Raw genomic sequence first — 12,986 nt, 5'->3', positions numbered from 1 at the left:
ACTCTTAAGTTGGGAAGGAGGTGCAGTTCTTGGCTAAAGCACAAATTAACCCTACTCGTATGGAGTTAACGAAGTTAAAAAAGAAATTAACGACAGCCGTTAGAGGGCATAAGCTTCTAAAAGATAAACGTGATGAGTTAATGCGTCAATTCCTAGATTTAGTGCGGGAAAATAAGGCACTCAGAGAAAAGGTTGAAACGAATATAGCTGCTGCGAATAAAAATTTCTGTTTGGCTCGTGCAGGAATGGACGACGAAGTAGTCAATGTAGCATTAATGGCTCCTAAACAGGAGGTATATTTAGAAGCATCTACTAAGAATGTTATGAGTGTTGATATTCCTGTGTTCGATTACAAAACCAAAACGCCTGATGCCAATGATATATATTCGTATGGTTTTGCATTTACATCCAGTGATTTGGATGATGCCGTAAGCTCTTTACAGGATATTTTACCGGATATGTTACGGCTTGCAGAGTGTGAAAAAGCCTGCCAGCTTATGGCTGCTGAAATTGAAAAAACCAGAAGACGTGTGAACGCCTTGGAACATGTTATGATTCCAGAAATGCGTCATAATATTAAATATATCAAGATGAAGTTGGATGAGAATGAAAGAAGCACACAGGTTCGCTTGATGAAGGTAAAGGATATGATGTTAGAACAAGCGCATCAATATAAGGAAAAGGGATATTACTAGTAATAAAAGATAGAAAAGAGGCTGCTGTAGGTATTATTTTTGATATACTACAGCAGCCTCTTACTATTGGATTTAATCTAATATGATAACTATTAACATAGTAAATATCTGTTATTTAACAGATATTAGAATGTCTTATCTTTTACGATAAAAGATTCACAGTCAGTATCAGCAGATGTTGAAGAAAAGGAATCCGTTTTACCTACTCTGATTTTTTCAAGAGTACAGTAATCCTTGTTACCTGCATGGTAGCGACATTCAGAAACAATACATTCAATACTGGAATTAACTTCGCTCATTTTAGAGTCCTCCTTTTTTATTTCATACATGCTCTTATTATCACAGTTTAATTCGTGACAGTTTCATAAAAGAGCGCAAAAGCAATACGACAAACGAATTTGTAATATTACTTTCAATCTTAGAATGTGCTTAAAAGCCCTAATTTATGCATTGTTAAGCCTCTGAGAAATATGGAATAAGAAAGAAAAAGATTCATTTATCAATTCATGTCTGTTAGCATTCAAAGATAACAGTTCCATCCTTGTAAACTTTTTCAATGGAAGTATCTGTCTTTAGTATTATAAAATCACCCCGTTTTCCGATTTCAATGGAACCAATTTCTTGCTCTGCTTTAACCGCTTTTGCAGGATTTAATGTAGCGCTTAATACTGCATGTTCAAGGGGTATACCATAACTTGTTAAATTTAGAAAAGACTGGAATAAATTTGTGGTAGAGCCTGCAATAGTACCATCCTCTAAGCAGGCTTTGTTATTACTTACATATACTTTTTGACCCCCCAGTTCATAAATTCCGTCAGTAAGGCCAGCGGCACTCATTGAGTCGGATACTAGAATCAATTTTTCCGGTATAGCTTTGAATATGAGACGCAGTACAGAAGGATGAATATGGATGCCATCACATATTATTTCTGCAAATACATTACTGTCAGAAACCGCACCGATAATTCCTGGTTCTCGATGATGAAGACCGTTCATTGCATTAAATAGATGTGTAACATGACTGGCTCCCGCATGTATTGCTTCTAAGGCAGTATTATAGGTACAACTTGTATGGGCAAGGGAGAGAACCTTTCTATCTTTATGTTTTCTAATAAAAGCCATGGAATTTTCTAGATTAGGATCAAGATCTATAATTCTTATGTTGTCACCGGATAATGCATTTAATTCTTCATATTTTTGTTCATCAATGGGCAGAAGATACCTTGTGTCATGTGCCCCTTTTCTATCAGCACCAAGAAAGGGACCCTCCATATTAATGCCAAGAATACGGCTTCCCTTCTTACTGGTATCCATAGTATGTTTAATGGTGGTCATGGCCTGTTTGTACCTTGGGTAATCGATAGTCATAGTTGTAGCTAATATAGAAGTTATTCCTTTGCTAGCGTAATAACAGCACATCTTTTCGATTTCCGTGGCGGTGGCAGTTGTAAAATCTAAGCCCATACAGCCGTGGGAGTGAAGTTCTATAAAGCCCGGAAGTATTTTTTTTCCTGTACAATCCACAACAAGGTTTGAGTCTGTATACAATTGCTTAGCATCAGGCCCGTTCCGGTAAATGGCAGCAAACTTTCCGTCTACCACCTCCAAATCTGCTTTTATAAATTTTCCATCTAGAAATACTTCGGCATTGGAATAAATCATAAAATCCCTCCTTCAAAACAATAGACCACCGTTACATTAGGATGAAACTGAAGAATAGAAGCGGGTACCTTCGGAGTGACAGGTCCGGTCAGTGCTTTTCTGACAATTTCCTCCTTATCAGCACCGTTTGCTATCAGCAGTATTTTTTTTGACTGCATAATGGTTTTAATACCCATTGTAATTGCTTTTCTTGGAACTTCCTGTAGGGTAGGAAAAAATCTTGCATTTGCCTTTATGGTTGTATCATCAAGCATTACTATATGAGTAGTCTTCTCAAACGAGGGATTTGGTTCATTAAAACCGATATGACCATTATGACCAATACCAAGAAGCTGTAAATCGATGCCACCAAGTAGGTTCACCAGATTATCATATCTCTGGCATTCTTTTGTTTCATCCACAGCCATGCCATCAGGCACATGGGTATTATGTATATTAATATTTATATGCTTAAATAAATGTTCATTCATAAAATAACGATAACTCTGGGTATTATCAGGAGATAGACCACAGTATTCATCCAGATTAATTGTAGAAGTATGAGAAAAATCAATATCTCCTTTCTCATACCATTCAATTAACTGCTTATAAGTACCGATTGGAGTTGATCCGGTCGCCAGACCTAATACACAATCGGGTTTTAAGATAATTTGGGCTGATAGAATATTAGCCGCTTTTCTGCTCAAATCCTGATAACTCTCTGCTTTTATTATTTTCATTTTATGTCACCTGTACCTTTCTGTTTAATCACCTTTGAACCTATAGACGTTTGGCACTTTTTCCTTTACAATTAGTATATATCTTGTTATAGAAAAATCAAGATAAAAAGGAAATAATTTTTATTTATATTTAAAAGCAAAAGAAGCAAACCATAAAATGGTATTGAATAGTAATATTATTAGGGCTCATTCATATTTTGTAAGTTTAAAAATAAAAATAATTTTTATTTTTCGTAATTGAAATGCAAAAAGAAAATATATTTTCTGATGGAAGATACCTTATGTTATGGAGGAAAGATGGACAAATTTGATAAAGTTTTGGAAAAAATAAAGGGAGGTCTAATAGTATCCTGTCAGGCATTGGAGGATGAACCGCTTCACAGTTCCTATATTATGGCAAGAATGGCATATGCTGCTTGGGAAGGCGGCGCATGTGGTATTCGGGCGAATTCGCCCGAGGATATAAAAGAAATCAAAAAAACAGTACCTTTACCGGTAATCGGATTATATAAGCAGGTATATACCGATAGTAAAATATATATAACTCCTACACTTAAGGAGGTGGACCGGCTTAGCGATTCTGGAGCTGATATTATTGCCATGGATGCCACCAATCGTCTGCGGCCAACAGGTATTAGCTTACAACAGTTCTTTAAAGATGTAAAAAGCAGGTACCCCAAACTACGATTCATGGCAGATTGCTCAAATGTAAAAGAAGCTGAGTATGCCCAAACCCTGGGATTTGATGTAGTGGGTACTACGTTGTGTGGCTACACAGACAACACAAAAAATGTAAAGCTTCCAGCTTTTGGGCTTTTAAAAGAAATGACTGGAAAATTAAACATACCGGTTATTGCAGAAGGAGGAATATGGACACCGGAGCAATTGAAAACGGCTATGGATAACGGCGCATATGCAGCTGTGATTGGTACTGCGATAACAAGACCAAGAGATATAACAAGACGATTTGTAGACATATTATAAAATGTAGCTATTTAAAAAACTGTCATTGGGAGAGTGAGTTTTTCACACATAAATTTGTGCCCGTGGCTCAAAGCTTGCGGGAATAGAAAGGGAATGATATTAATATGAGCGGCATCTTACAGACTATAGAAGAGAACTATAACCAATTTACGAAGTCAGAGAAAAAGGTAGCGGATTACATATTTAAAAACTCGCAATCGGTATTATACACATCTATTACGGATTTGGCTGAATTGTGTGGCGTTGGTGACACAACGGTTTTTCGGTTTTGCAAGGATTTAAAATTAAACGGTTATCAGGAGTTTAAAATGCTTTTGGCCCAGGATGTTACTGTAAGTAATACAAAAGATGGAGGACTTCGTGCTGTTACCGGAATGATTGAACCGGGAGATACGGTTGAAACCTTATGTAAGAAAGCTCTTGCGGCGAATATAACAGCTTTGGAAGAGACCTTTCATGGGTTAGATTATGAAGCGATATCGAAAAGTGTTGATATGCTGTCCGCAGCTAAAAGAATTCATTTTTTTGGCGTTGGCTCATCGGGTGTTACAGCTTTAGAAGCAAAACAGAAGTTTATGAGAATTATGCCTAACGTGGATTATGTAGCAGATGGACATATGCAGCATATGGCAGCTGCCCTTTTAGATAGTCGGGATCTGGCAGTTATTTTTTCTTATTCTGGTTCAACTAAGGACATGATTGAAGTACATAATCTATTAAAAAAGAACGGTTGTAAATCCATCTGCATTACAAGACATGCTAAGAGTGTATTAACAGCGCAGGCGGATATTGTCTTAAGCTGCGGTTCTAATGAAGGTCCCTTGGATGGAGGAGCAGCTTCGACCTCAATTGTTCAGTTGTATCTCCTAGATGTACTGTACTTGCAGTATTTCATCAGACATTATAACCTGGCTTGGGATAATAAGAGCAGAACAACAGAGGCAATAGCAGCAAAGTTGCTATAACACAAATTCCATAGGTACATTCATTTCTTTGCTTTGTGTATTGGCATCCTTTTAGTAATTATTTATAAAAATAATCTTTGAGACGTCTATATTTTCTATAAAAGTAAATAGTTACGTATTTTAACAAAAATTTTTGTAAAAAATAACAGTTTTGATTTAGATTTATGGATTGTTTTTTTGTATACTTTTATGCAATTATCTTTTAAATAGGATATTATGTAAATATTCTAATCCTTTAACGCTTTACTTGTCTAAAAAAGTCAGGTTGACAGTGATTTCAAAATACGGTACAATAACTGGGAAAGTAGGTTTTTTTAAGACAAAAGAACAATAGAAGAGAAATTAAGCAATTGCTATATGTATTTAGATTTTTCTTAGTAAAATAAGTGGTATATTCATGTAATTGGTGACATGATTGTATCTGTTTGAAAATAAGTATAAATTAACATATCTTAGAAAGTTTTCGGTTGTTTATTTGTCCTAAAAGGCCTTGCTCAATAAAAAGCAGAAAGGATGTTTAGGTGAAAGAATTGTTACAAAAATTTAGATTGTCAGAAGAAGTGAAACGTATTTTAACAAATTGTAATAATGTAGTCATTCCAGCCACAAGAGAGGAATTATTAGCATTATCATTTGGTCCGGATGCTAGTGATAACTACGAGGTTAGGTATGAGGTTGAAGGTAAAGGTTCCATACTTGAAGCTACGGTAACACGTTGTAAAAACGGTGTGGTTGCAAATTATCCGGAAGACTATATGCGCAGACGTGATCCAGACTGCTTATTAGTAGCAGATGAACTTGGTACAGATAAACCAAAATATGACGACGTTTATAAGGATGACTTTGAACCATTACGTAGTGCTACTTTTACTTGGTTACAAAACCAGGATTTAATGATTGTACCTTTTATGTCCGGCGGTCCTGAATATGGTTATCCCTCTATACTTATAGCACCTGTCAACGCTGCTTTCTTCGGAGCTGCATTAGCTGATTTGCAGGGCTTTGTAAGTATCAATGATATAAAAGGAGAATTTGTACCAAAAGCTATTGTTTATTTAGCACCTCCTTTCCGTCATACACATTTCAATGGAAAACAAATCGTTGTTCATAACAGATTAACAGATATTCACGAAGTATTTTCTTACAATCTTTATCCAGGTCCAAGTGCTAAAAAAGGAATATATGGTGTACTCTTAAATATAGGTGAAAATGAAGGCTGGACAACAGTACATGCTTCCACTGTAAAAGTAATAACACCATATGATAATGAAATAGTTATTATGCACGAAGGTGCTTCCGGCGGTGGTAAAAGCGAAATGGTTGAAAATATTCACCGTGAGCTTGACGGCAGAGTTGTACTCGGAAAAAATACCGTAACCGGTGAGAAGACATATATTGAGCTTTTAGATACCTGTGAATTAAGACCTGTGACAGATGATATGGCTCTTTGTCATCCTGCAATCCAGAATGACAGTCAGAAGCTAGTGGTAAAAGACGCAGAAGCCGGCTGGTTTTTACGTTTGGACAATATTAAGAAATACGGTGAATCACCACATTTTGAAAGCATATTTATTCAACCGCCAAAACCTCTTGTTTTTATAAACCTGCAAGGTATTGCCAATGCCACCTGTCTGCCTTGGGAGCACACGATTGATTCCGATGGTAAACCTTGTCCGAATCCAAGAATTATACTACCAAGAGAATTTGTTCCTAATATTGTCAGTGACCTTGTAGAGGTAGATGTCCGTAGTTTTGGTGTAAGGACTCCGCCTTGTACGAAAGAAAATCCAAGTTATGGTATTATGGGACTTTTCCATGTACTTCCTCCAGCGCTTGCATGGTTATGGAGACTGGTAGCACCTCGCGGATACAATAATCCAAGTATTAATTCAACCAATAAGATGACCAGTGAAGGTGTAGGTTCTTATTGGCCGTTTGCTACCGGCAAGATGGTTACTCAGGCAAATTTATTACTGGAGCAGGTAAAGAAATCCAGTCATACCAGATATGTTCTGATACCAAACCAGCATATCGGCGCATATGAAGTTAGTTTCATGCCTCAGTGGATTGCAAGGGAATACATTGCAAGAAGAGGCGGTGCTAAATTTAAACCGGAACATTTGGTTGAAGCCCGTTGCAAACTATTAGGTTACTGTCAGGATTCATTAAAGATTGACGGACATTATATCAGAAAAGCTTTCTTACAACCCGAAATGCAATCAGAAGTGGGCATTGAAGGCTATGATAAAGGTGCCGCCATGTTAACGAATTTCTTTAAGTCAGAATTAATTAAGTTTAATACAGATGATTTAGATCCAATCGGTAAGAAGATTCTTGAGTGCTTCTTTAATGACGGCTCTTTGGATGATTATAACGAGATTCTACCTATGAGATATTAATTACTGTATTTATAAATTATAGATAGATAAGAAGAGGATATCCAGTGGATATCCTCTTCTTGCAATACAAAGTTATTTCAAAATTTTTGCAAACAGGTAAAATAAGATTCTGCCGTATATATGTATACAGTAGCCAATTTTACATATATTTTATTATGTAACTTTAGGCAGGAGGCAGCGTTTGTGACAGAGGAAGAGAAGCAGAAAATATTCAGCGAAGAGTATGCTGATCTATTAATAGAGTATGAGGTAGATGAAAACCGTTTAGTTGAATTTACAGAAGACACTATTAATTACATGGATGATACATATGCAGTAATACATTTTCCGGTAAGCAGGGTCACAAACCGGCTTCGATTCGAAAGTGGATATGCGGTAATACCTAATCTGTATGGTTTATTAGATACTTCAAATCTTGAGGAGATGGGCGTAAAAAGGATTCAAAGCACACCTGCTCTGGCGCTTAGAGGTCAGGGAGTTCTGTTGGGATTTATAGATACAGGGATAGATTACACCAATCCGGTTTTTTTAAATGCAGATAATACAACCAGAATAGCAGCCATATGGGACCAAAGTATAGAGAATCTTCAAGCAACAGAAGAAACCTTTAACTACGGTACACAATATTTTGCTGAACAGATCAATCTTGCTTTGCAGAGTCAAGATCCATTATCTGTGGTGCCAAGTACGGATGATATTGGTCATGGCACCACGCTAGCAGGCTTAACGGGAGGGAGTGCCATTGAAAATGCTGATTTTGTAGGTGTTGTTCCTCAGGCAGAATATGTGGTAGTTAAGCTAAAACCTGCCAAACAGTATTTGAAAAATTTTTTCTTTATTCCGGATGGTTCAATCTGTTATCAGGAAAATGATATAATGTTTGCGCTATATTATCTTTTTCATACAGCGAGGCGTCTTAATCGGCCGATGGTTATTTGTATCGGATTAGGCACTAATATGGGGGGACATGACGGGAGAAGTCCTCTGGAGCTGCTTTTATCAAATATCGGTGAGCGAAATGGAATAGCTATTGTGATTGCGGCTGGAAATGAAGGAAATGCAGGGCATCATTTTTTTGGAATAGTCGATCAGGCTACCGGCTTTGAAACGGTTGAACTGCGGGTTGGTGAAGGAGAGAATGGTTTTACAATGGAGATATGGGGGCAAGTGCCGGGAACCTACTCTATTGATATGATATCTCCTACCGGTGAATATATACCAAGAATACCGGCCAGACTTGGGGAGAGCAGAGAAATTCGTTTTTTGTTTGAACGTACTACTGTATATGTAGACTATTTAATAGTTGAATCCCAAACAGGAGATCAGCTGATATTCTTAAGATTCAATGAGCCGGCACCGGGAATCTGGAGATTCCGCGTATATGGCGGAGGAGATATCACTACCGGATTTCATATCTGGCTGCCTTTAACCGGGTTTATTACAGAAAATACAGCCTTTGTACGCCCTAATCCTGACACTACGGTAACCTCTCCTGGTAATTCATCCATTCCTATTACGGTTACGGCCTACAATCATAAAAATCAAAGTATTTACCGGAATGCAAGCAGAGGCTATACAAGAGAAAATATTATAAAGCCGGAATTAACCGCTCCCGGAGTAGATGTATACGGACCTGATGTGGGAAATACTTTTTCGAACCACACAGGCACCAGTATTTCTGCGGCGGAGGCGGCCGGTGTATCTGCCATGTTGATGGAGTGGGGAATTGTCAGAGGGAATTTTGTTTTTCTTGATAGCATTGCAATAAAAAAATTTCTTATTCGGGGTGTAAAACGAAGTGATAATACCACATATCCCAATAGAGAATGGGGTTTTGGAATTATTGATATTTACAGAACTTTTGTTAGTTTGCGCGGAGAATCTTAAATTCAAAAAAATGTCAGCTTTGCAGCGTATAATAAGACCCGTTATGAAACATAATGATTTGGTATAATACTTTTTAGGTATTGTGAAACTCGAAAGCACCAAATAAAAAGGAGATTAGTATGCCAAAAGATAGTCAGCCAGATAACAAAAAAGCAAGAATGGAAAAAGCAAACGGGCAAACCCCTATAACCAGAGAAAATCAAAACCAAAATAGAAATAGCAAGAAGAAATCAATTCCAAATAATGATGTTTAGTCTTTGATAACTTAGAATAAGGACAGCGGTGTAAGATTGAAAGAAAATATAGAAATATGGAAAGGATGCCACACAGATATTCTTTTAATCGGTTCTATTTTGTGGCAATATTGCAGGCAGAACTGCGATATGAAATGGGTGTAATAATGGCAAAAGCAGGTATGAGAAGACCGGATCCGGGCGAACCCCACGGTACGGAGAGTAATAAGAGAATGCATAGGACGAAAAATGAAGCAGGACCAGTACCTGAAATTCAGGGTAAAGCAAAAAGTGGTCATGAAAAAGCAAATCCTATAAAATATGATGGCAAATGATAGCCTATCATTGATTTTGTTTCTCTGGGATAGAAAAAGCAGTGTTAAAAGACAAATTTAAGTTAATACAACGAACTGCTTTTCTAACCAGAATCCTACATAAAAAATTCCACATACGAATCTACAAAGAAATCAAATGATAAAGGAGAAAATGCTATGAAAGACAGAAAGGCAATAAGCGTAATTACAGGTATTTCTATAATGATAATTATATATATCCTTTTGTATGTTGGAATTGTCGTCTTGCTAAAACAAAAAATAAATAGTACAAATCTGCTGGCATATTTTATTTTCTCTCTTATAGTGGGAGTGATTGCCGGCTTATATATTTTTTTTAAACTAATGCCTGCTTTTTACTGTTTTATCGCAGGAATCATCATAGGATTTTATGAAATGTATCGGATGTTTTTAAATGGCATGGATGGCTGGGCTGATTTAACGGGTTTTATATCTATGATTGTCTATATTATTTTTGGATTTGCTATTGGCATTGTGGCACAACTCATCCGTTTCTTTTATAATAAATCAAGTCAAAAACGTGGGATTAGATAAGTGAATAAGCAAAAGAATATAGAGGCTGTTGTAACATTCTATGGAATGATAGAATGTTACAGCAGTTTTTCATTTTTAGGTACTAGAAGTTTGTATAACCAATTTCATAACCTCTTTTATAAACGATTTTTAGGCATACCATAGTAAAATATGGATAAGTTATACTAAATTTATTGGATAGTACTTGCAATTTTTAATTCCGAGTATTATAATTGGAATTAAATTAGTGGGAATTAATTTGGTAGGAATTAATTTGATAAGATTTAATAAATCAAATTTTAAAGTGGCTATTATCGCTTAAACCTTAAGCGTAAAATTATATTAGGAGGCAGTATCGCAGTTTTCCTGCGGGATGCAGAATAGGAGCTAAAAATGAAAAATACATTACTGGAGATACAGAACTTAAATGTACACATAGAAGAGAAGGAGATTCTTAAATCTTTTAATATAAAAATTAATCAGGGAGAAGTGCATGTTATAATGGGACCCAATGGAGCAGGTAAATCCACTTTAGGCTATACCATTATGGGTCATCCAAAGTATGAAATTAAAAGCGGAAGCATTCATTTTGAAGGAGAAGATATTACAGAAGAAAAACCGGATATCAGAGCAAAAAAAGGAATCTTTTTATCCTTTCAGAACCCAGAGGAGTTATCTGGTGTTACTTTGGAAAATTTTATACGTACAGCTAAAACAGCAGTTAGCTCTAAGCCGGTACGTATTATGGCCTTTAAAAAGGAACTTCATAAGACAATGGATAATTTGGGAATGGATAAACAGTATGGGGATAGATATCTGAATGTTGGTTTTTCTGGTGGTGAGAAAAAGAAAGCAGAAATATTACAGATGTTAATGTTAGAGCCAAAGTTGGCAATTCTCGATGAAACTGATTCCGGACTTGATGTGGATGCAGTTAAAATCGTATCACAAGGTGTAAAAAACTTTAAAGATAAAAAGAATTCACTGTTAATCATAACCCATAACACAAAAATATTAGAATATCTTCATGTAGACTATGTACACATACTATTGGGCGGTAAGCTTGTAAAAACAGGAGATGCTTCTTTAATAGGGCAGGTCAACAAAAATGGTTACAAAGAATTTTTTGAATTAGTATAGATAGGAGGAAGCAGATGGAACAGGCAATAAAAAATAAAACCTATGTTTCGGACATAGACAGAAGCATATACGATGTAAAGGATAAAGTTAATGCCTCCTATAAATCAGCAAAAGGATTAACAGCGGGTATCGTGAATGAAATATCCCTCGAAAAAAATGATCCGTCCTGGATGAGGGAGTTTCGACAAAGGGCATTAAAAATATATCAGGATATAAAACCTCCCATTTGGGGACCAAGCTTAGAGGGCTTGCATATGGAGGATATTGTTACTTATGTAAGACCAAATACTAATATGAATCTTACTTGGGAACAAGTGCCGACGGATATTAAAAATACATTTGAAAGACTGGGTATTCCGCAAGCTGAGCGTACTTCTCTGGCAGGCGTAGGTGCACAATACGACTCAGAAGTAGTATATCATAATGTGAGGGAAGAAGTAAAAAGTCTGGGTGTTATATACACGGATATGGAAAGCGCACTGGTAGAATATGAAGAAATGGTTAAAGAACATTTTATGAAATTGGTGACGCCATCCGACCACAAATTTGCAGCTCTTCATGGTGCGGTCTGGTCAGGAGGTTCCTTTGTCTATGTTCCTCCGGGAGTGAAGGTGGAGATACCCTTACAATCGTATTTTAGGCTTAATGCACCGGGTGCAGGACAGTTTGAACATACTCTGATTATCGTTGATAAAGGGGCTGATCTTCATTTTATTGAAGGATGTTCTGCTCCAAAGTATAATGTAGCCAATTTGCATGCAGGCTGTGTAGAATTATTCGTGGGTGAAGGTGCCAGACTTAGATATTCGACAATTGAAAATTGGTCAAAAAATATGTTCAACTTAAATACCAAAAGAGCTGTAGTAGAAAAAAACGGAGTGATGGAATGGGTTTCTGGTTCTTTTGGTTCACGGGTATCTTATCTGTATCCGATGAGTATTTTAAAAGGAGAAAACGCCAGAATGGAATACACAGGAATAACCTTTGCTGGGAACGGTCAGAATCTGGATACCGGTGTTAAGGTAGTACATGCAGCCCCTGGCACTTCTTCTCATATGAGTTCGAAATCTATCTCAAAGGATGGTGGCTCTTCTACCTTCCGCAGTGCTGTAAAAATTGCGGCAAATGCAGAGAACAGCAAGTCTTCAGTATCTTGTGAATCTTTAATGTTAGATGACTCTTCCAGATCTGATACTATACCGGTTATGGATATACGTAATGATAAAGTTGACATTGGTCACGAGGCAAAGATAGGAAGGATAAGTGATGAGACTATCTTCTATCTTATGAGCAGAGGAATGAGTGAAGTGGAGGCAAAAGCTATGGTAGTAAGCGGATTTGCAGAGCCCATTGCCAAAGAATTGCCTTTAGAATATGCCGTGGAAATGAATCATTTGATTCAACTTGAAATGGAAGGAAGCATTGGCTAAAGGAGG

Annotated in this window: 13 protein-coding genes; 10 read left to right on the top strand and 3 right to left on the bottom strand. The window is 36.8% G+C overall.

The features are described from left to right. The first annotated feature begins 59 nt into the window (after nt 1-59). The gene (locus acsn021_RS11715; RefSeq protein WP_243167761.1) at nt 60-695 is read left to right on the top strand and encodes a V-type ATP synthase subunit D; all 636 of its coding nucleotides are present in this window, start codon (nt 60-62) and stop codon (nt 693-695) included. 125 nt (nt 696-820) lie between these two features. Here acsn021_RS11715 and acsn021_RS11710 read toward each other — a convergent pair whose 3' ends face one another. The 3 genes from acsn021_RS11710 to nagB form a co-directional block, all read right to left on the bottom strand. Further along, on the bottom strand, nt 821-994 hold the full coding sequence (locus tag acsn021_RS11710; RefSeq protein ID WP_184089196.1) for a DUF1540 domain-containing protein: 174 nt from the start codon (nt 992-994) through the stop codon (nt 821-823). A gap of 214 nt (nt 995-1,208) precedes the next feature. Further along, on the bottom strand, nt 1,209-2,357 hold the full coding sequence (gene nagA, locus acsn021_RS11705) for an N-acetylglucosamine-6-phosphate deacetylase (protein WP_184089199.1): 1,149 nt from the start codon (nt 2,355-2,357) through the stop codon (nt 1,209-1,211). Continuing rightward, nucleotides 2,354-3,076, bottom strand: coding sequence for a glucosamine-6-phosphate deaminase (gene nagB, locus acsn021_RS11700; RefSeq protein WP_184089202.1), 723 nt, complete (start codon nt 3,074-3,076; stop codon nt 2,354-2,356). The genes nagA and nagB overlap by 4 nt, the downstream gene beginning before the upstream one ends. Nucleotides 3,077-3,373: 297 nt before the next feature. On the opposite strand from nagB, the gene acsn021_RS11695 reads away from it, so the two are divergent. From acsn021_RS11695 to sufB, 9 genes are all read left to right on the top strand, one after another. Further along, complete coding sequence (locus acsn021_RS11695) at nt 3,374-4,060, top strand: N-acetylmannosamine-6-phosphate 2-epimerase (RefSeq protein ID WP_184089205.1); 687 nt, start codon at nt 3,374-3,376, stop codon at nt 4,058-4,060. Nucleotides 4,061-4,164: 104 nt separating this feature from the next. Beyond that, entirely contained in the window at nt 4,165-5,025 is an 861-nt protein-coding gene (locus tag acsn021_RS11690; RefSeq protein WP_184089208.1) for a MurR/RpiR family transcriptional regulator, read from the top strand. 521 nt (nt 5,026-5,546) lie between these two features. After that, nucleotides 5,547-7,424 carry a DUF4914 family protein gene (locus tag acsn021_RS11685; RefSeq protein WP_184089211.1) on the top strand — a complete coding sequence of 626 codons (1,878 nt, stop codon included), beginning with the start codon at nt 5,547-5,549 and terminating at the stop codon, nt 7,422-7,424. Between the two features lie 183 nt (nt 7,425-7,607). Further along, nucleotides 7,608-9,311 carry a S8 family peptidase gene (locus acsn021_RS11680; protein WP_184089213.1) on the top strand — a complete coding sequence of 568 codons (1,704 nt, stop codon included), beginning with the start codon at nt 7,608-7,610 and terminating at the stop codon, nt 9,309-9,311. Between the two features lie 119 nt (nt 9,312-9,430). Beyond that, nucleotides 9,431-9,565, top strand: coding sequence for a hypothetical protein (locus acsn021_RS23005; protein ID WP_279289737.1), 135 nt, complete (start codon nt 9,431-9,433; stop codon nt 9,563-9,565). Nucleotides 9,566-9,621: 56 nt separating this feature from the next. Then, a complete protein-coding gene (locus acsn021_RS11675) occupies nt 9,622-9,879 on the top strand; it encodes a hypothetical protein (protein ID WP_184090098.1) in 258 nt (85 codons plus the stop codon). A 156-nt stretch (nt 9,880-10,035) separates the two neighbouring features. Continuing rightward, nucleotides 10,036-10,431 carry a hypothetical protein gene (locus acsn021_RS11670; RefSeq protein WP_184089216.1) on the top strand — a complete coding sequence of 132 codons (396 nt, stop codon included), beginning with the start codon at nt 10,036-10,038 and terminating at the stop codon, nt 10,429-10,431. 372 nt (nt 10,432-10,803) lie between these two features. Continuing rightward, nucleotides 10,804-11,550, top strand: coding sequence for a Fe-S cluster assembly ATPase SufC (gene sufC / locus acsn021_RS11665; protein ID WP_184089219.1), 747 nt, complete (start codon nt 10,804-10,806; stop codon nt 11,548-11,550). Between the two features lie 26 nt (nt 11,551-11,576). After that, a complete protein-coding gene (sufB, locus tag acsn021_RS11660) occupies nt 11,577-12,980 on the top strand; it encodes a Fe-S cluster assembly protein SufB (RefSeq protein ID WP_334297320.1) in 1,404 nt (467 codons plus the stop codon). Nucleotides 12,981-12,986 lie beyond the last annotated feature (6 nt).

Origin of the sequence: Anaerocolumna cellulosilytica (assembly GCF_014218335.1) — a bacterium.
GTDB classification, from domain to species: domain Bacteria; phylum Bacillota; class Clostridia; order Lachnospirales; family Lachnospiraceae; genus Anaerocolumna; species Anaerocolumna cellulosilytica.
The sequence above is the reverse complement of the archived record's forward strand: the minus strand, read 5'-3'. Positions and strand labels throughout refer to the sequence as shown.